The organism is Paenibacillus sp. 1A_MP2 (assembly GCF_052244825.1).
In the GTDB taxonomy this organism is placed as follows: Bacteria; Bacillota; Bacilli; order Paenibacillales; family Paenibacillaceae; genus Paenibacillus; species Paenibacillus vandeheii.
Genome location: NZ_JBQQCS010000001.1, coordinates 5548704 through 5567883, shown reverse-complemented (window position 1 = coordinate 5567883; position 19180 = coordinate 5548704). Strand labels below are relative to the sequence as shown.

Annotated in this window: 22 protein-coding genes and 2 pseudogenes; 20 read left to right on the top strand and 4 right to left on the bottom strand. The window is 40.1% G+C overall.

Features of this window, described 5'->3' with window-relative positions:
* Nucleotides 1–167 precede the first annotated feature (167 nt).
* The 8 genes and pseudogenes from recQ to ACTWJ7_RS27325 all read left to right on the top strand — a co-directional run bounded on the left by recQ (nucleotide 168) and on the right by ACTWJ7_RS27325 (nucleotide 7802).
* Nucleotides 168–2101 (top strand): annotated as a pseudogene (gene recQ / locus ACTWJ7_RS27360) (DNA helicase RecQ).
* Nucleotides 2102–2588: 487 nt separating this feature from the next.
* Nucleotides 2589–4631, top strand: coding sequence for a B12-binding domain-containing radical SAM protein (locus tag ACTWJ7_RS27355; protein ID WP_301879565.1), 2043 nt, complete (start codon nucleotides 2589–2591; stop codon nucleotides 4629–4631).
* Nucleotides 4570–4881, top strand: coding sequence for a hypothetical protein (locus ACTWJ7_RS27350; RefSeq protein ID WP_301879564.1), 312 nt, complete (start codon nucleotides 4570–4572; stop codon nucleotides 4879–4881). Before ACTWJ7_RS27355 ends, ACTWJ7_RS27350 begins: the two co-directional genes overlap by 62 nt.
* A gap of 216 nt (nucleotides 4882–5097) precedes the next feature.
* On the top strand, nucleotides 5098–5319 hold the full coding sequence (locus tag ACTWJ7_RS27345; protein ID WP_443146040.1) for a hypothetical protein: 222 nt from the start codon (nucleotides 5098–5100) through the stop codon (nucleotides 5317–5319).
* 118 nt (nucleotides 5320–5437) lie between these two features.
* Nucleotides 5438–5869, top strand: a pseudogene (locus ACTWJ7_RS27340) (tyrosine-type recombinase/integrase).
* A gap of 156 nt (nucleotides 5870–6025) precedes the next feature.
* Entirely contained in the window at nucleotides 6026–6532 is a 507-nt protein-coding gene (locus tag ACTWJ7_RS27335) for a hypothetical protein (protein ID WP_301879562.1), read from the top strand.
* Nucleotides 6533–6706: 174 nt separating this feature from the next.
* Entirely contained in the window at nucleotides 6707–7150 is a 444-nt protein-coding gene (locus tag ACTWJ7_RS27330) for a hypothetical protein (protein WP_443146039.1), read from the top strand.
* Between the two features lie 175 nt (nucleotides 7151–7325).
* Nucleotides 7326–7802, top strand: coding sequence for a DinB family protein (locus tag ACTWJ7_RS27325; RefSeq protein WP_301881821.1), 477 nt, complete (start codon nucleotides 7326–7328; stop codon nucleotides 7800–7802).
* A gap of 578 nt (nucleotides 7803–8380) precedes the next feature.
* Here ACTWJ7_RS27325 and ACTWJ7_RS27320 read toward each other — a convergent pair.
* The 3 genes from ACTWJ7_RS27320 to ACTWJ7_RS27310 are packed head-to-tail and all read right to left on the bottom strand — an operon-like array spanning nucleotide 8381 to nucleotide 9247.
* Entirely contained in the window at nucleotides 8381–8791 is a 411-nt protein-coding gene (locus ACTWJ7_RS27320) for a hypothetical protein (protein WP_301881820.1), read from the bottom strand.
* Nucleotides 8775–9026 carry a MerR family transcriptional regulator gene (locus ACTWJ7_RS27315; protein WP_443146038.1) on the bottom strand — a complete coding sequence of 84 codons (252 nt, stop codon included), beginning with the start codon at nucleotides 9024–9026 and terminating at the stop codon, nucleotides 8775–8777. The genes ACTWJ7_RS27320 and ACTWJ7_RS27315 overlap by 17 nt, the downstream gene beginning before the upstream one ends.
* Before the next feature lie 32 nt (nucleotides 9027–9058).
* A complete protein-coding gene (locus tag ACTWJ7_RS27310; protein WP_443146037.1) occupies nucleotides 9059–9247 on the bottom strand; it encodes a MerR family transcriptional regulator in 189 nt (62 codons plus the stop codon).
* Nucleotides 9248–9745: 498 nt separating this feature from the next.
* On the opposite strand from ACTWJ7_RS27310, the gene ACTWJ7_RS27305 reads away from it, so the two are divergent.
* The 8 genes from ACTWJ7_RS27305 (at nucleotide 9746) to ACTWJ7_RS27270 (ending at nucleotide 15536) form a co-directional block, all read left to right on the top strand.
* Entirely contained in the window at nucleotides 9746–10222 is a 477-nt protein-coding gene (locus tag ACTWJ7_RS27305) for a hypothetical protein (RefSeq protein ID WP_301881818.1), read from the top strand.
* Nucleotides 10223–10300: 78 nt separating this feature from the next.
* On the top strand, nucleotides 10301–10489 hold the full coding sequence (locus ACTWJ7_RS27300) for a hypothetical protein (protein WP_301881817.1): 189 nt from the start codon (nucleotides 10301–10303) through the stop codon (nucleotides 10487–10489).
* A gap of 173 nt (nucleotides 10490–10662) precedes the next feature.
* A complete protein-coding gene (locus ACTWJ7_RS27295) occupies nucleotides 10663–11109 on the top strand; it encodes a hypothetical protein (protein ID WP_301881816.1) in 447 nt (148 codons plus the stop codon).
* Between the two features lie 317 nt (nucleotides 11110–11426).
* On the top strand, nucleotides 11427–12125 hold the full coding sequence (locus tag ACTWJ7_RS27290) for a response regulator transcription factor (RefSeq protein WP_079346661.1): 699 nt from the start codon (nucleotides 11427–11429) through the stop codon (nucleotides 12123–12125).
* 2 nt (nucleotides 12126–12127) lie between these two features.
* Nucleotides 12128–13051, top strand: a complete 924-nt coding sequence (locus ACTWJ7_RS27285; RefSeq protein WP_079346659.1) for a sensor histidine kinase — start codon at nucleotides 12128–12130, stop codon at nucleotides 13049–13051.
* Between the two features lie 96 nt (nucleotides 13052–13147).
* Nucleotides 13148–14071, top strand: coding sequence for an ABC transporter ATP-binding protein (locus tag ACTWJ7_RS27280; protein ID WP_079346657.1), 924 nt, complete (start codon nucleotides 13148–13150; stop codon nucleotides 14069–14071).
* Nucleotides 14064–14786 (top strand): ABC transporter permease, encoded by a 723-nt coding sequence (locus ACTWJ7_RS27275; protein ID WP_443146036.1) that lies wholly within the window; start codon nucleotides 14064–14066, stop codon nucleotides 14784–14786. The genes ACTWJ7_RS27280 and ACTWJ7_RS27275 overlap by 8 nt, the downstream gene beginning before the upstream one ends.
* Nucleotides 14787–14807: 21 nt before the next feature.
* Nucleotides 14808–15536, top strand: a complete 729-nt coding sequence (locus ACTWJ7_RS27270; RefSeq protein WP_301881800.1) for an ABC transporter permease — start codon at nucleotides 14808–14810, stop codon at nucleotides 15534–15536.
* Between the two features lie 1047 nt (nucleotides 15537–16583).
* On the opposite strand, the gene ACTWJ7_RS27265 is transcribed toward ACTWJ7_RS27270, so the two are convergent.
* Nucleotides 16584–16871: a DUF6809 family protein gene (locus ACTWJ7_RS27265; RefSeq protein ID WP_301881814.1), complete on the bottom strand. Its 288-nt coding sequence runs from the start codon at nucleotides 16869–16871 to the stop codon at nucleotides 16584–16586.
* A 152-nt stretch (nucleotides 16872–17023) separates the two neighbouring features.
* On the opposite strand from ACTWJ7_RS27265, the gene ACTWJ7_RS27260 reads away from it, so the two are divergent.
* The 4 genes from ACTWJ7_RS27260 (at nucleotide 17024) to ACTWJ7_RS27245 (ending at nucleotide 19169) form a co-directional block, all read left to right on the top strand.
* Nucleotides 17024–17248, top strand: a complete 225-nt coding sequence (locus ACTWJ7_RS27260; protein WP_018883096.1) for a helix-turn-helix domain-containing protein — start codon at nucleotides 17024–17026, stop codon at nucleotides 17246–17248.
* 187 nt (nucleotides 17249–17435) lie between these two features.
* Nucleotides 17436–17942 carry a DUF1643 domain-containing protein gene (locus ACTWJ7_RS27255; RefSeq protein WP_301881807.1) on the top strand — a complete coding sequence of 169 codons (507 nt, stop codon included), beginning with the start codon at nucleotides 17436–17438 and terminating at the stop codon, nucleotides 17940–17942.
* 176 nt (nucleotides 17943–18118) lie between these two features.
* Nucleotides 18119–18559, top strand: coding sequence for a GNAT family N-acetyltransferase (locus tag ACTWJ7_RS27250; RefSeq protein WP_024634491.1), 441 nt, complete (start codon nucleotides 18119–18121; stop codon nucleotides 18557–18559).
* Nucleotides 18560–18794: 235 nt separating this feature from the next.
* Nucleotides 18795–19169, top strand: coding sequence for a hypothetical protein (locus ACTWJ7_RS27245; protein ID WP_079346667.1), 375 nt, complete (start codon nucleotides 18795–18797; stop codon nucleotides 19167–19169).
* Nucleotides 19170–19180: the final 11 nt, after the last annotated feature.

Below are 19180 nucleotides of genomic sequence, written 5' to 3'. Positions count from 1 at the left end.
CATTCGGGTCTGGGCCGTTAAACTAAAGGGAGCGGCGTTTGCTTGACGGACAAGTCATGAGAACGCCATTTTGTTGTCAAGGATGCGGTATAAGCCGCTTTCGGATGTCAGAATCGGATCGGACCAAGCTGGTGGAAGAACACCGGTGATAAGTAAGGAGTCTTTACATGAGTGTGCAAACACCTACATTAGAAGAAGCGCAGGGTCTCCTGCAAAAATATTATGGTTACCCCGACTTCCGTGAGGGACAAAAAAGATCGTAGCCAGCCTGCTCGAACGTGAAGATACACTGGGCATTATGCCAACCGGGGGCGGAAAATCGATCTGTTATCAGATCCCCGCTTTGTTATATTCGGGTCTGACTCTGGTCGTCTCTCCATTGATATCGCTTATGAAGGACCAGGTCGATGCGTTGACGACCGCTGGTATTGCAGCCACTTATATTAATAGTACGCTCAGCGGCAAAGAAGTGAATGATCGCATCCGCGCGGCGCAGCGCGGTGAGCTGAAGTTGCTCTATGTCGCGCCTGAGCGATTGGAGCTGGACTGGTTCCGCGAGGAGATGGGCTATCTGCCAATCTCATGCGTTGCTGTGGATGAGGCTCACTGTGTGTCACAGTGGGGACATGATTTTCGGACAAGCTACCTGGCGGTAGCACCGTTTGTGGACAGTTTGCCGGAGCGGCCAGTGGTTGCGGCCTTTACGGCAACGGCGACGCCCGAGGTCATGGGCGATATTCTGCGGCTGCTGCGTTTGCAGGACCCGCAGACGTATGTGACTGGACTTGGGCGGGATAATCTGGCGTTCAGCGTGCTGCGCGGCGAGAGCAAAAAGGACTTTGTCCTGAATTACGCGCGCGAGCATGCGAGTGAGCCGGGGATTGTATACGCCGCGACCCGTAAGGACGTGGACGATCTGCATCAGCGTTTGTTGCAGGCGGGATTGCCAGCAGGACGTTACCATGCCGGGATGACGGACGATGAACGGGCCCAGAGCCAGGAAGCTTTTTTGTACGATGATATCCGGGTAATGGTAGCTACGAATGCCTTCGGGATGGGGATTGATAAATCCAACGTACGTTATGTTATTCATAACAGCATGCCGAAGAACATGGAGGCATACGTTCAGGAAGCCGGGCGTGCGGGACGGGACGGAGAGCCGAGCCAGTGCATTTTGTTATTCGGAGCACAGGACATTATTACTCAGAAGTTTCTGATTGAGCAGAACCCGATGGAGGGCGACCGCAAGCAGAACGATTACAGGAAGCTGCAGCAGATGGTAGATTATTGTTACACGACGCGCTGCCTGCGTAGTGCGCAGCTGGATTATTTCGGTGAGGTGCATGAGGACAAGCCGTGCGGCATTTGCAGTTCATGTACGGACGACCGCGAGCTGGTGGATATGACGATTGATGCGCAGAAAATATTCAGCTGCATTCACCGCATGCGTGAACGGTATGGTGTATCGCTGGTCGCTTCGGTGCTCAAAGGCTCCCGTGCCAAAAAAGTGCTCGATTACGGCTTCAACTCCCTGCCAACCTATGGCGTAATGGGCAATCGTACGGAACGTGAGATCGCGGAGATCATCAACGTCATGGTATCGGAAGGCTATCTGATGCTGTCCGAGGGACAGTATCCGGTCGTTCGTTTGCAGCCACTGGCTGTGGAAGTGCTGAAAGGCCAACGTGAAGTGATGCAGCGTGTGGTACGCAAGACAGCGGCGACGGCTTTGGGTACAAACTATGGCGGACGTCGCGGACGCAATGCGATGCCATCTGCAGTTAACGAGACGGTCTTTGAGCAGCTGCGTCTGATCCGTCGTGATTTGGCGGCGAAAGAGCATGTGCCGTCGTACATTATTTTCAATGACGCGACCTTGCGCGAGATGAGTGTGGTATGTCCACAGACAGAACGTGACATGCTGGATATCAAAGGGGTCGGTGAGGTGAAGTACCGCAAGTACGGACTGCCGTTCCTGGAGTTTTCCAGAAGCAAACGGGCGAAGACGTGGATACGGATGACGATGCGTTTTACGAGTATGAGTGAGTTGATGGATGTATGCTTTCGTTTGTGTAAAGTTCAAGTTCAAGGGTTCAAATAGATGAGATATATGTATTTAGATTTAGGAATGGTTCGTCCATGAATATAGGGAATCGTTCGGTATCAGTGTTTTGTATATAGTGGATAGTGAATACAACGCGATTGAGACTTACCACAGATGGGAAACGAATGAGGCCTTTTACAAGGTACATTTGGATATATTGTCTCTGTAGGGTGGACAAAAGAAGGCGGATTGTCTTCCAAAGGGTGGACATTGGTATTAGATATGGCAAACAGTAGCGTATACAACATGTAGTTTGATTGTGCGAATCCGATACTGTATATTGTGTTTTGGGTTTGGCGGGATGTATATGTCTTTTTGAAAAGAGTGTCCACTCTTTGAAAGACAAAACCTTGATATGTCCATGAGAAGTGGAATGGCTATCATTAGAGAGGTTTGTATGAACAGCATCCGGGGAAGGATGGCTGTGCAGCTTTCCTTTTTACCAAAAAATATGGTCTGGAAGTCCAGGCAAAGGTTGTGAACCATGAAGGTTATTCTTTCTACATTAAATGCAAAGTATATCCATACCTCCTTGGCCTTGCGGTGTCTGAAGGCGTACAGTGAGAAGGATTTTGATATTGAGCTGGCCGAGTATACGATCAAGGACCCGGTCATGAATATTGTGTCTGATCTGTATCAGCGCGGCGCTGACATGATCGGGTTCTCGTGTTACATCTGGAACATTGAAGAGACGATCAAGGTCATTGATATTTTGAAAAAGGTTATGCCTGATGTCAAAATTCTGCTGGGTGGGCCGGAAGTGTCCTACGACACGGAGTATTGGATGAACCGAATTCCCAATGTCGATTTCATCGTAATGGGTGAAGGGGAAGAGACGCTGCATCAGCTTTTGACGGAGCTGGAGGGGGACAAGAAGTTTCATTTTGTGTATGGACTGGCGTATCGCAAAGGGGAAGAGGTCATTCTCATGCCAGGACGGCCGAAAGCAGATCTGAACGATTTGCCGTCTCCGCACCGTTTTGAAGAGGATATCCCGGATCTCGGGAAACGCGTTGTTTATTTTGAAACTAGCCGGGGCTGTCCGTTCAGTTGTCAGTTCTGTCTGTCCAGTATTGAGGTTGGCGTGCGGTATTACGATATTGAGCGGACGAAGTCGGACATACTGTACCTGATCGAGAAGGGTGCGAAGCTGATTAAGTTCGTGGACCGGACGTTCAACATCAAGCGGGACTATGCGCTCGAAATGTTCAAGTTCCTGATCGAGAATCATCAGGGAACGGTGTTCCAGTTTGAAATTACAGCGGACATCATGCGTCCCGAGGTACTGGACTATCTGGCAGAGAATGCGCCTCCGGGTACATTCCGGTTCGAGATTGGGGTGCAGTCTACGAATGATCCAACCAATGAACTGGTGAAACGCCGCCAGAACTTCTCGAAGCTGAGTCGTACCGTGAACAAAGTGAAAGCTAGTGGCAAAATCGACCAGCATCTGGATCTCATCGCCGGACTGCCGGAGGAAGATTACAACACGTTCCGCAAGACGTTTAACGATGTATTTGCCCTGGGGCCGGAAGAGCTTCAGCTCGGATTCCTCAAAATGCTGCGCGGTACGGGTCTGCGTCTGGATGCGGAGAAGTACAATTACACCTACATGGATCACGCGCCGTATGAGATTCTGGGCAGCGATGTGCTGCCGTTCAGCGACATCGTACGCTTGAAGCGGCTGGAGGATGTACTGGAGAAATACTGGAACGCACACCGGATGGATCATACGCTGAAGTATCTGATGGAGCAGGAATTTGACTCGCCGTTTGATTTCTTCCAGGCATTCGGGGATTACTGGGAGGGCCAGGGCTGGCAGAAGATCGGTCACCAGCTGGAGGATCTGTTCACTCGTCTGCATAGCTTCCTGGAGTCGCGCAACACGCCGCATATGGATATCGTGCTCGGCCTGATGAAGCTGGACTATTTCCTCGGACACAAATACAAACCGCGCAAAATCTGGTGGGAAGATCCGCTCCAGAAAGACCAGTGGGCAGGTTATATGAAAACGCTGGCTGAGCGTCCGGAAGACGTTCGCCTGCCGCGCATTGCCGGTGCCACAGGCACGGCATGGCTGGAAAGCATCGGCACAAGTGTGAGTGCCGCTGGGGCAAGTTCGGCTGCTGCCGGGGAAGACTCTGCCGCAGATGCGGCGGGTGTGATCGGCAGCGAATCTGGGGGTGCAGCGTCGCTCGCTGCGGGCGACGCTGTCGGGTCCGCCGTGGATGGAGCGGCGGACGGGGAAGGCGGCAACGCTTCGCGTGCGTTGCCGATGACCTCGGCCATGACCGCACAGACGGTCATGGGTGCCCGTGCTTTCGCCGACCTTGGACTCGGCGAAAAGGAACTGCAGAAGCACACCGTATTGGATGTGCTTCCGTTCCGGCTTGAGCGTGTGCTAGCTGGCGCCAGCCCGCTCGCCGCGAAAGGCCGGACGCTGCTGGTCGTTGTGTACCAGCAGCATGAAGGGCAGCAGGCGCAGTATTACACGCTGCCGCTGGGAGAAGAAGCCGCTGCCATGTAGATGCAGCGGCATTGGGGAGCTGCATGGCCGATGGCTGCATGCAGTGGGGGAAGCACCATGGCTTTGCCGTTCTGGTGCTACAACGTTGAGCACCGCGGTTATGGCCGCGGTGCAATCCCGTGAGGTGCTGCCCGATTGGGCGCAGCACCTCACCCTTACGCGGCTTGCCACTGCACAAGCCGCGCTCCGCTTCACCTTTTATCAAAACATATATGTTCCGAAAGCATCGGAAGGTCGTCTGATTCCCTAGTGGATGAAGAAGGGCCCTCCTTTTTGTTTTTCCGAATTTGGGTCAAAAACATAACCTATCCAAACGAAGGAGAGTTTCCTATGAATAAATATGCTACTTCATATCCCATATAACCCTGCATATATTGAGCGGATTCGTCGGATTAATGGCAGAACGTGGGAAGCCAAACAATAAGTGTGGATCATCCCATAAACCATAGCTGCTCTTCCGGAGTTCATGAATCAATTTGATCCTGATGTCGTTCTGATTACCCCAGAGTTGTGGGTTGAAAATGAGAATTTACAGCAATGGAAAGCTAGTAAGGCAAACCATCCATGGAGCAAAGAGCCGTTACAGAAGGCATTAAAGTTACGAGGATACAGCCGCAAAACGATTAAAGCATATTGTAATCAGGTCGAACGTTTTCTGAGTAGCTTTCCCTTAAAGATACCGATGTGACTACTTCCAAAATTCAGACGTATTGTTTAGGTTTATTTGAGCGAGGGATCTCCCAAACCCTAAACATAAGGCCATATTGTTTCTAACCTATTCTTCTGGACTTCGTGTAAGTGAAGTTGTGCGTTTGCGGTGCAGCGATCTTGATATTGAAAGACAAACACTCATCGTGAGACAGGGGAAGGGGCAAAAGGATCGGAGAACGATCCTATCGAGTCTAGCGTGGGATATGGTGCAGAAATACGTCACTGAATATAGACCAACTCGTTGGCTCTTTCCAGGGCATTCTTCTGATCGGCATCTTACGGAGCGGAGTGTGCAGAAGGTTTTTGAAGAAGCCAGACAACGTGCAGACATTGTGAAAAAGGTTAGTATTCATGTCTTGAGGCACTCTTTTGCTACTCATTTGTTGGAAAACTGAACAGACCTGCGCTATATCCAGGAGCTGCTTGGTCACACGAGTGGACGCACAACACAGCGATATACGCATGTTAGTACGAAAAATATTCAACGAATTCAGAGCCCGCTGGATCGTTTGGATCTGGGAGATTGAGTGTTGCTATAAATCTACCTTTTTCACCAAATTCTTCTTCGCAAATACTACACCATAGGTTATCATATACGTAGTTCACATATCATACAGGATGTGTGGTATTTACGAAGTACATAAATTAGATGTTAAGTGAAATAGTGAAGAGAGGGAAAGTACTTGATTTTAGATTATTTAAATAAATACGCCCAGAAGGCATATCGAGAGGTTACCTCAATAATAACTTCTCCAAATTTTTTGTTTTCTAATGACCCTACTTTAACCAGAAATGAAGCAAATTATAATTACTTGTACATCCATGGATTCAATAGACTTATAAAGAATAACAGAATATCATCAGATAAATTGATTGAAGTGTTTTCTTTTCTTGAGAAAGAAATAGAGGTATACCTTATGAAGCACTACACAGGTAAGAATTTTATATATTACTTGAATGCAGATGCTCTAGTGCCGGCATTTACAATAACAATTGTATCTCTTTATAAAGATAAGGAAGTGCAAGAAAGTGTATCTTTAGTTGAATTAATTGATTGGTACAAAGAAAATGCATGTTTTGATGGATTGGAAATAATTGCGAGACAGATAAAAGATGAAAGTAAAGAAGCAGAGTCTAAAGGAGCATTTTGGGATTCAGTAAAAACATATACAAAGACAATTAATACCTAGATAGCATTTCAAAGAGGTCCGTAACTCCACTTAACATAATATTCACACATGGGGCATACGCCCTCGGTCCGGCAGAGGGGTTTCAGGGAAGCAGAAGCAACCGGACACATCCGACTCCGTCGGACGTCGTGAATACGGGAATGTTATACGAAACACTTCGAAAGCAGGAAAAACATGAAAATAAATAAGGCGATGAGAAATTTATTGAATGAGCTTGCTAAATCAAAGGAATCGATCAGTTCGAATTTATTTAACCCTACTTTTCATGAATGGGACAATTGCATTTTAGTTGATGCTTCAAGTTTAAGAGAGACAGATTCTATTGAAGAAACCATTTATCAAGATCGAACAGATTTAGAAGCCTCAATTAATCATTACCATATAGAGGATTTAAGGACTGGAATAAAACTCATTTCGAATTGGAAAGAGAATATAAAGTTGAACTACCCTGAAAAAGACTTTATTTTAATTTTAAGTTCTACAATCGAAGGAGAAGATGTGGTAATTAGATTCTATCAATTTAGAGATCATGAACCTGAATGGATTAAACTAAACGATCTTGAAGGCTATAAAGAAGAAGCTATTTTAGTCATTGAGATTTTGAATGCAGTTCAATGAAGCGAAGTGCTTCGTATAACATAATATTCATTCTTTGGCTCCGATGGAGCCTTGGTCTGATAGATGGATTTCGAGGAGGCATTTCGGCTGACAACCCCTTTGGGGTTCATGAATACAGAAATGTTATAAGAAATTGGGGCAAAGGATATAAAAACAACTCAAAGGAGTAATGTACATGGCGAAGACCTCTTTGGAAATGGTGGAAGAATTCAAAACCTTTATTGATTTTGTACAAGAGTTAAAGACTATAGATGAGGAACATTGGAACAGTCCCATTTCAGAAGGGAAATGGTCATTGAAAGATGTTGTAAGTCATATCATGCTTTGGGACAAATATTTTTATGAGGAAGGCATAGAGAAGATTAAGCTTGGTCAATCCGTGACTGTAAGGCATTTGAACTTTGATGAATTCAACGCTAATGCAAGGGAATATGCAAAGACCCAAACAAGAGATTCTATCATTAACCAATTCATTGAACACAGAAACAAGATCATTGATGATATCACCGGATTACCAGAGGAAGATTATATAAAGGAATATAAAGACGGAGACAGAAAGAAGTTTTCGATTAGGGGATATTTAAGAGGATTTATTCCCCACGATAAACATCATAAAAAACAAATTGAAAAGTACGTAAAGTCAATACAGTAAAGTGTAAGCGAATTCAGGGATGGCCCCAACATCTTATAACACTGTGTTCCAGCTTCGCGTCTGTCGCCGCTCGGTCTGCCTGAAGGATATCAAGGAAGCGGATTCAGGCAGACACATCAATTCCCCTAAGATAAGAGCTATCTATGGGGAATTGATGTCAGGAACACAACAACGTTAACTGAAATCTCCGGAAAGAGTATTTTAAGATCGATAAGTACAATTTAAGTTTCAGTAAGTCAAATAGGAAAGAAATATAAAAGCATTACTTAAATTATCTTAGTTTGTTTAGATTTTGCGATGTCTAGATCCGAATTGAATGCATAGGGTTACCTAGAAAGTACGTGCGTTTAATAAGAGATGATATTGTGAAATGTCCTTGGTCGAAAGTGAATGACCAGGGGCATTTTTTATTTATAGGCTCTGTTATCCTTGATTGTTGATTTGCTACTAAAAGAAAAAACCGCCACATTAGACGGTTTATTCTGAACTTGTTTCCCGTTAGCGTATTGCAAATCAATGGCAGTGAAACGCAGTTTAGTGCTTCAAACCTTCCTACTGGTTTGTGATGATTGACCTCCTTACTCTTTTTTCTCTATTCTTGTGCCCAGTATAATGAAAGCGGCATAGATTAAGATGGCAATCGAATCGATTAACGTATTCGTAAGTGTCGAAACATCATAAAATGCGGTTACACCGAGAATGACCATCAGACGAATGAGCAGAAGTGACACGATCATCCACGCAGCAAACCGGATCTTAGATTTCTCGCTTTGAAATGACAGGATAATGAATACTATGCCGAAAACCAGATTCTCAGCGGTGATAATGTGCCAGACATACGTAAATGTTATCCGTGTATCCAAGGCTATATCATTCACTAAGAGTGTCGGCAGTACAGCGGATTGCCCGTTCCATGCGTGCGTAACAGCAAAAAGTATTGCAAGAACGCCGGCAATCAAACAATAATAATTCTTAATTTTGATGTCCATCACAATCCTCCTTAGTTATTTCAGGTTCCTTCTTGTGAAGATCCCGGTAAATCTCCCGAACGAATACTGCCAGCCGTTGGTCACTTTCATGATTAAAGTCCCTTAGCGTTTTAACTGCTACGTCGAGCAACTGACTGACCTTTTCAAGATGTGCGATTTTCTTGCGTGTTTCTGCTTTCTTGGCATCAAGGAATTCAGCGACCTCCTGGCAATAAGCAGGATCTACACTCTGCATTCTGTGGAACTGAAACTTCCCCTTGATTTCTTCTAGAGAAAGTCCGCATACTGCATGATTTGAATATTCATCAAATCAACGATGTCGTCCCTAGAATACCTGCGATAAGAATTGTGTCCCCGAGACGGCGATACGATTCCAATACGGTCATAATACCGCAGCGTATCCTTCGGGATACCAAGTATCCGTGAAACCTCTTTTATAGAATATTGTTTTTCCATACATTCAAAATAACATTGGAGTAGACTCCAATGTCAATCGTTTTTACTATCTTTTTGCACGCGGTATTCATGCAATCCATGCAACTATGCTGCCCGGTACTTCAATAAAAAAATTAACAATACAGTTTAACAAAGTCTATTTAAAAGAAGTAGTGAAATAAGAAAGGGAATGGGATACAATTCGAAATAAAGGTTTGAATAAGGTTTGAATAAGGGCTGAATAATAGCGTATTTTGAAAGCAGCTTAAGATGTCGGAGACATCAGTTAACATAGTATTCACGCGGCGAAGCCTGGCGGCTCCTTGGTTCGCCCGAAGGGATCGGCAGAGTAGTGGAATCAGGCGAACAACCCTGCGAACCTAACCGCAGTCGCGGCCGCCCCAGACGGGGCTTAAGGTTCTCGGGTTCGTGAATACAGGAACGTTATCGGAAATTCTCATAAAATATACTGAATAAAAAAACTGTACAGGAGGTGTAAAGAATGTTCAGCAACATGAGATGATTATAAGAGCAAACGATCAATTTGGATTAATCTTTGAAGTATGTTTAGAGGCAATAGAGTTTTCTTGGACATTTACTAAAAATTATCAGATCAGTGCCTGGATATTTGCTGGTTTTTTATCTCAAACCAATAATTCATTGTATTTAGCGATTTTATCATTAATTAGAAAGCATACTGTTCAAACAAGCTTTAATTTACGTTTATCAATTGAGTCTGCAGTATTGGCGTGTTATGCATTGTATAATCCTAAAATTGATAGTTTTGCTATCAAAAATGATCAAGGTTCAATGGTAGAGAAATCAGGAGTAAAATCAAAAGCAAATAAATGGATTGAAAATAATTATAAAGAAGACATGTCTGATACAATTCATGTGTATAAAAAGCAGATTAATAGTAAATTCGCGCATTCTAGTATCTTAAGTGCATTTGGAAATTTTGAATTGAGTGAAGAACACTATCAAGGAGTTTCTTGAATATTTGATAGAACTGAAGATAGAGATATTCATTTTCAACTACTAAGTTTGGTTAACCTTGTTCTTATACAGGTTGAAATGTTTTATAGAGTAATTAAAGATTATCCCATAGTTGGAATTGTTGATGACTTTACTTTCCGTTATGAAAAGATACATGGTACAGTGACTTTATTAAATGACTTTTATAAATTGATTGCTGAAGAACTTGCTAAAGGGGAAGTAGTTGAAATACCTATCTTACGTACATTGAATGAAGAAGAAACATGAGAACATCCGATAACATAATATTCAAGTAGCGGCTCCGTTGAAGCCTAAGTCTGCTGGAAGAATTTCGAGGAGGAATTTCAGCAGACACATCCGACTAAGTCGGACGTCATGAATACAGGAACGTTATCTGAAACCGATGATATCATTATTAAAACCTATTGGAAGTGGAGACATTGAATTATTCAGACCTGTCAAACTTTAAAGACATATATTTAGACCAGATTTATGAAACAAGAGATAATCATCTTAGATTAGTTCTAAGTAGAAGTAAGTCTAGCGAAGCAGCTGAAACAATTATTATAGGAAGTACGGAAATCAAAGATTCATATTCAATTGACATTGATGAATCATTGCCGTTTATACAATTGGATTTTGAATGGTACATCGGATATTCGGTAAGGAACGAAAGCTATACTGTTTGGGATGATTATGAAGAATTCAAAGGTAAGATATTTAGAATATACAGTAAGTCAAGATATCTTGATTTTATTAAATCAAGTACATTTGCAACTGAAGAATATCCCGGACCATATAAGCATTATGGAATATCTTGTTTGAACCATATCATTGATATTGTTTCAACAACAGAACCAATAATAAAAGAAATCCAAAGAGTTTAAATTTGAATGTATCTCAGGAAGTCATTGGCATCAGATAACATTATATTCACGCTTCGGATCCTGGAGGCTCCTCGGTCCGCCCAATGAGTTTGGCAGGGAAGCCAATTCAGCGGACACATCTGCACCGACTAACCACATCGCGGCCGGCTCCGGGCGGAGCCTTAAGTCGGTGAGACGTCGTGAATACTGGAACGTTAGACGAAATGACCAGAAGGGAGGAAATTCAAACTATGAATATGTTAATTTTATATCTGGGAAATAGTATATTAAATCCGCTGCAGCACTTAGTTTGAAAGAAAAAGGGGCGAAGAAACCTCATGACAAGTAGAATACTCATCATAGATGATGATATGGAATTGTGCTCATTAATAAAAAAATGCGTATCACAAGTAAACATAGAAACCGATATGGCATTTAACGGCCAAACGGGATTACTTCAAATCATGAATGAAAACGACTCGTATTCCCTAATTATTTTAGATGTAATGTTACCTAATATGGACGGCTTTCAAGTATTATCAGAAATAAGAAAATATAGTAATGTGCCCGTACTTATGCTGACGGCTAAAGCAAGTGAGCCGGATAAGGTAACAGGTCTTAGCCTTGGAGCAGATGACTATTTAACAAAACCATTCAGTATCAATGAACTTATTGCTAGAGTGCAATCTTTAATTAGAAGATATACTACTTTTAATTCTGGGGATTCCGTGAGCATGCTTATCTTTAAAGGAATTGTAATTGATAAAGAAATAAGAACTGTTCATGTTGAAGACAAGCTAGTTGATTTAACAGGCAAAGAATTTGATTTATTAGTATTTTTAGCTTCGAATAAAGGTCGTGTATTTACGAAGAAACAAATCTATACACAAGTTTGGAAAGATGATTATTCTTTTGATGACAATAATATTATGTCCTTTATAAGTAAATTGAGAAAAAAAATAGAACCCAATTCAGAACAGCCATTTTATATTTTAACGGTACACGGAGTAGGTTATCGTTTTAATAAGGAGGCTTAATTATGGAATGGATCTATATTCTACTTATGGCTCTAGCTTTTTGTATTATTGTTATCGTTTATTTGGTAACAAAACTGTATAAGGTTTCTGAACAACTTTCAATTATTGAAGATTCTTTAGTCGATATAAAAAAAGGAAATTGGAATCGTCGTATTTTGGTAAATGAAAATGATATCACCAAAACAATTTGTTATTTCATAAATGATATAGCAATGAATAGTCAAACTCAACTCGTACAGTTAAAGCAATCCGAACAGGCTTATAAGCGACTTATGACGAGTTTATCTCATGATGTAAGAACACCCTTAACTTCTTTAGTTGGCTATTTAGAAGCAATTCAAGAGAAGTTTGTTACAGGCAAAGAAAAAGAAGAATATCTTGAAATCGCTTTGAGTAAAGCACATCACTTGAAGGGTTTTGTTGAAGTTTTATTTGATTGGGTTAAACTTGACGCAAAAGAGCAAGTGTTTAAACTCGAAGAACATGATATAAACGAATTTACTCGTGATATATTGATAAATTGGATACCAACCTTTGAGGAAGAGCATTTTCAATACAATATTGATATTTCTGACAAAGAATGCTTCATCCGATTAGATCCAAATGCTTATATAAGAATTATTAATAATTTAATTCAAAATGCTATTGCACATAGTGAGGGAACTAAAATTGATCTAAAAATAAGCGGAAATGAACAAAACATTATCGTTCAGGTTAGTGATAATGGGAAAGGGATATCTACTCATGACCTGCCACATATATTTGATAGACTGTATCAAAGTGATGAATCACGTTCGACTAACGGAAATGGTTTAGGGCTTGCTATTGCTAGAGAACTTGTTTATCTGCATAAAGGAACAATCAATGCTCAAAATTTACTATCTGGTGGTACAACATTTATAGTCAAACTTCCAAGAGCTCTCTAATTTTTGAGGGCTTTTTTGTTAGCAAGAAACAAACAAGATTTCGGCAAGATTTTGGCAAGATATGTTTGATAAAATGTAAATAAAGGAGGTATTCATATGACAAACTATACCATAGAAACTAAACAACTTACTAAAATCTATAAGGATCAGAAAGCTGTAAATAATGTAAATATCCATGTGAAAAAAGGACGTATTTACGGTTTACTCGGTCGTAATGGCGCCGGTAAAACCACAATTATGAAAATGATCTTAGGGTTAACGTCTACCTCTTCCGGTGAGGTAGACGTATTTGGTAAGAACATTAAAGGTAGAGAAAAGCAGGTATATCCCAGAATTGGAGCGATTATTGAAACGCCTGGATTCTATCCAAACTTAACTGGAACAGAAAATTTGAACATTTTTGCAAAACTGCGTGGTACATCTGCTCCTAACGCTGTAAAGAACGCACTGGAAATTGTAGGATTACCGTATAAGGATAAGAAGTTGTTTGGTGAGTATTCTCTCGGTATGAAACAACGTCTGGGTATAGCTAATGCTATTTTGCATGACCCTGAACTATTAATTTTAGATGAACCTACAAACGGCCTGGACCCTATAGGTATAGCAGAAGTCAGGGATTTCATTAAGAATTTAAGCGTTGAACGTGGGAAAACAATTCTTATTTCCAGCCATATTCTTTCGGAAATCTCATTGCTTGCGGATGATATTGGAATTATCGACAATGGTGTTCTGTTAGAAGAAAATAGTATGGAGGAACTTAAACGAAAAAATGGTAAGTACATTCTACTTGAAGTTTCTGATGCTGCTAAAGCTAGCTTGATCTTGGAACGTCAATTCGATTTGAAAAGTTATTCTGTGAAAGACGATCATACCTTGCAAATCTATGATAATTCTCTGGATATGGCATCTGTTAATAAGGCACTAATATTGGGAGATGTGTCGGTTATTAGTTCTCAGCTTTGTAATGACACTTTAGAGGACTATTTTAGGAAAATTACGGGAGGAGATGGCATTGCTTAAACTTATTCAAATAGAATTTCTTAAGTTACGACGCAGAACATTTGTGTGGATTATGATGTTTTCAGCTCTCATCATGCCATTCCTAGCGTACCTATTATTCAAATATGCGTGGGATACAGGTGGTGACCCTGTACAGTTTTATAAATGGTCAGCGTTCGGACTTACACTTTTTATTATCTTACCTGTTGTTTTAGGAATATTAAGCACAATGCTAATGTACAATGAAAATCAATACGATATGCTTAAACAACTTTGGATTGTGCCTGTCAGCAAAATGAGATATTTTTTTAGCAAATTTTTTGTGGTTTTGATTTATTCTGTTTGCTTCATGTTAGTTACAGCTGTAGGTACCGTTATATTTAGCATACTTCTCGGAGATATCGCATTTGATTGGCAAAACGTTTTGTTCTTGATAAGGAAGTGTTTGGAGATTGGTGTTATTACAGCTTTTGCAATGCTGCCGATTTTGGCAATTGCTACAACGCAAAACGGATATATTCTTCCAGTTGCTATAACACTAGTTTATGCTTTTCTTGGTTCTATTATAGTTTCGATAAATATGTATATACATCCGTTATCCAGCATGGCAGTGATCGTTGCTCGAAACGGAGATATTCCAGGACTAAACTATACACAGGTAATTAGCATCCCTATGGCATTTCTTGGCATTTTTATCTGGGGATTGTATCCGTACTCCTTGCAAACGTTGCATTAGCAAGAAAGTGAGGTGTTAATAATGCGAGCATTACTTTGGGCGGAACATCAAAAGATTCGCCGGTTAAGTTTTGTTTGGATTGCAATTTTTGCGACGGTTATGGTAGCAGTTATTGTTTTTTTATCCGGCTTAACAGACAATGACGGTATTCGAGATATAGATACTACAGGTTGGTATATGGCTGTGGCTCAACCACTGGCAACATTTTTCGTTCTTCCAGCGGTAATTGCTCTTTTAGGTAGTTACATGATCTGCCGTGAAGAACAGGAGCATACAATTGATTCACTTCGACTTATCCCTGTGAATGAAGCAAAGTTGACAATTGCAAAAATGATTATAACCCTCGTATATAGTATCGTTTTTTACTTGTTACTCTTTTTTATAACATTTTTCACTGAAGCAGCTTTACATTTTTCTGATTTATCCTTAGGGTTAGTCATGAATTTTTTGAAAGCTTATTTATTGGATGGTATATGTATATTTCTTGCAATATCACCTATTATTGCTTTGGTGTCATACATGAAAAAAGGATACTGGATCGCGTTAGTTATCACTGAATTTTATTCTTTTATTGGATTATTTGCGAGTACGTCAAATACCCTAAAAGCTTTATATCCTATTACAGCTGTATTTACCATATCTGGCTACTATGAAGCATCGACAATTCAGGTCATGCTTAGTTGCATTAGTTTACTATTTTGCGTAGGACTTGCCGCAGTAACACTTGCAGGCATGAACAAATGCAAATGAAATAGGGCATCTATTTGCCAAACCTCCAAAAAATCCTTTCCGACAATATGAGAAGTGAAGGTTATAAGAATGCTTGTTTAAGAGCTAAAGAACATATTAAAGATAGATTTCTTTAAAGCCCCCTGATCCAATTGGACACTCGAAGCCACCTCAGATACACTAAATGAAATGAGTCTGCAAGATGGATTTCGAAGAGGCATTTATGCAGACAACTCTTTTGGGATTCGTAAATACAGGAACGAGAAGAAGTTCAGTGAGAATTTAATTAAAGAATCATGTACTAAATAAAGTGAAATGATGCCTTATGATTGCAGGATAGATGGTATTCTTTATATTTGGAGTACATGTGAAAGAACAGCCCAGACATTAAACTGTACCTACTTTGTTAGTGAAGTCTAACAAAAGGTCAATTCAGGGGCTGTTTTTTCTCTATTCCTGTCTTCGTTTTGAGGCACGTACTGTACTCAATAAAATTGATATTCCTGACAACATAAAAATCGTTTCGTATCCTGATCTAGAATTTTCAAAAAGCTACCCAACACTCGGACCTTATGGAATTATTTCAACCGATATTAATGGCTTAGCATGTAGCATCGAATTATATCTTAGAATTGATATATTAAAATATGGAAATGAAAACTTAATTCCAGTCCAATGGAAAGGATATAATCAGTTATTAAAAAAATATCAAGGAGAGATCTTGAATAAAGAACAAATACTACAAAGGATATTTCAAATTACTTGATAATTTTGAAAAGGGGAAAGCATTCCGCATGATTGGGGTGGTATAAATACTATCCTTAATATGATTTATAGGGCGTTTGATTGATGATTTTGATTGTAACTCAAAGTTCAATCGTATAACAAACGCATTCACGATTCGGGGCTTACGCCCCTTGGTCGTCCGATGTATAATCATTGAAGAAGCTCAGACGAAACACGAGCCGGCCTAAGATAGGAGCTATCTAAGTCCGGCTCGCGTCATTAATACAGTGAACGTTATACGACAGAATCGAAAATAATAGAAAAAGAGCGTCACATAACACTCTAAATGCTATAGTTTTGCAATTCACTAAAGAGTTGTAGAGCATCTTTGAAACCTTGTATGTAGATACTTCTTTCTAAGATGGATTGAAGAGAAATTTGAGCGTCTTCGTAAAGAAAGACCGTATGTTTAAGTTGATCGGGCAAAGCATCACGAAGTGTTTTAAAGTATTGATCTGTCTCCGCAGAAAGCTGATTGTATTCCGCATGACATCCCATAAGTTCAGTATAGAGTAATTCTAGACGTATTCTTATAAGCGGTTCTGTTAGCGATTCTAATGTATTAACCATATCTATTCCTTCTTTGATTAACTTTATAGAGTCATTATATAACCCTATAAAGTTAATTGCAAGGTGAGTATTTGACTTTATAGAGTTAAAACTTCACTTTTCGTTGATAATTACTAGTGTGGAAGATAAGATAGAGGTATGGAGGGGAAAAGATGAACGTAATCAAGTGTAATATACGAGAACTCATGGCAGAACATCGAATAGATGATATAACCGAATTGATGGTGAGATCAGGTCTAAGTCGTAACTCAATTAACAAGTTATACAGGGAGACGAATATAGAAACAACAAAATTAGAAACACTTTTCAAGTTGTGTGATACGTTTAATTGTAAGTTGTCTGATTTGATCGAATATGTACCAGAAGAAAACAAATAGTGAGATCCGTTTCGAGAAGAGATTCCGTCGTATAACATAATATTCAAGCAGCAGCTCCTTCGGAGCCTTGGTCTGAGAGGTGGATTTCGGAGAGGGATTTCAGCAGACAACCCCTTCGGGGTTCATGAATACAGGAACGTTATGGGAAATACCACTAAAGAAATTTTATAGAAAGGAACGAAATTATATGACAATAATTCAAGAAGCTAGTATACAATCAAAAGTGATTTTTTCAAAAGATAAAAGGCACAGATATTTGCTTGAGAGAGTTTGGAACAGTGAGAAGAAAAAGGCGACTGTGATTATGATTAATCCGAGCTTTGCAGATGAATTGAAAACGGATGTGAGTGTTTGTAAATTGATGAATTTCCTAATAGATAATGATTTTGGAGCACTTAGGATAGTAAACTTATATGCATTTATTTCAACAGACCCTTCTGCTTTATCAAATAATTCAGAGGCCGTAGGTGAGTTAAATGATCAATATATTGAATGTTCTATAGCAGATACTGACTTGATAATTATTGGATGGGGAATTGAAAAGTCAAAATACACCAAAAGAAAAGCATACATAAGAAACCTATTAAAGAAAACTAATGTAGAAATCAAAGGATTCATAGATAATGAAGGGCGTATAGGGAGACATCCAAGTAGGATAAACCAATTTATATTGAGTGATTGTTCCTTGGAGTAAGGTACTTCCCATAACATAATATTCAAGCTACTGCTCCTATGGAGCCTTGGTCTGCTGGGTGATCTCGAGAAGGGGTTTCAGCAAACAACACCTTTGGGGTTCATGAATACAGGAACGTTAGATGAAAGACATGCAATTAAAAAAACAAAAAAACATTCGAATAGAGTTGATTAAAAATGGAACTTAAATCATTTGAGAGAAACGATCTCCTGAGATGTACCAATACTTTCACTAATGTATTTAATCAAGAACCATGGAATGATGAATGGTCTACAGAAACTGCATTTCAATATTTACTTGATTACACCAACTCATCTGGATTTATTGGTATTATCGCTGAAGACAGAGAAGAGATAATTGGTTTTGTTTTTGGTGTCCGGAAGCGTTGGTGGAGTGGAGATGAGTTTTTTATTAATGAAATGTGTGTAAGTGTAGAGAAACAAAAAACAGGAGTAGGATCAAAGCTTATGAAATTCTTAGAGAAAAAACTTGAATTTGATGGGATTGAGAACATAACTTTATTAACCGATAGAGGTATTCCTGCAGAGATATTTTATAAGAAGAATGGATTTACTGAAGTAGACAGAGTAATGTTTTTAAATAAGAACATAACATGAGTTTTATTTTGAATGTGAATTCAAGAGGGCATTGCCCATCGTCTAACATAACATTTCTGCATCGTCGCGTTCGCTCCTCGGTCGCCAAGAGGGGATTCTGAGAAGTGATTCAGACGACACATCCAACTGGCTAAGTCTGGAGACCCAGTGCAATACGTACCTTAAGCCACTTGAACGTCAGAAATGCGCAAACGTTATAAGAAATCCCCACAAGAATAAAAAGGAGTGAATCATAATGACTTCAGTTCATGACAATGAAGTGATTTCTTATGAAGTCAATCTGAAGAATAAACACATCGTTATTAATACAGAGAATAGAGAAAAAACAGTGAATATAAAGTTCTTCAATGTAATGGCGCATCTATTTGAAGATCATTTATATGGAAGTATCCTATTAGATATTGAAAATTATGAAATTGATGAATTTATAAAGGGAAGTAAAGATTTATTTGAAAGACATAAACCGTATTGTTGGCCAGTGAATTATGAAAGCATAGATGAACTAAAAGAATTACTAATTAAAGAGCAATATAAATGCTATATAATTTCTTCTTCTTATGGATTTAATGGATGGGTACTAGCTAAAGAAATGAGTATAACTAAGGCATAAAGATTTAAAAA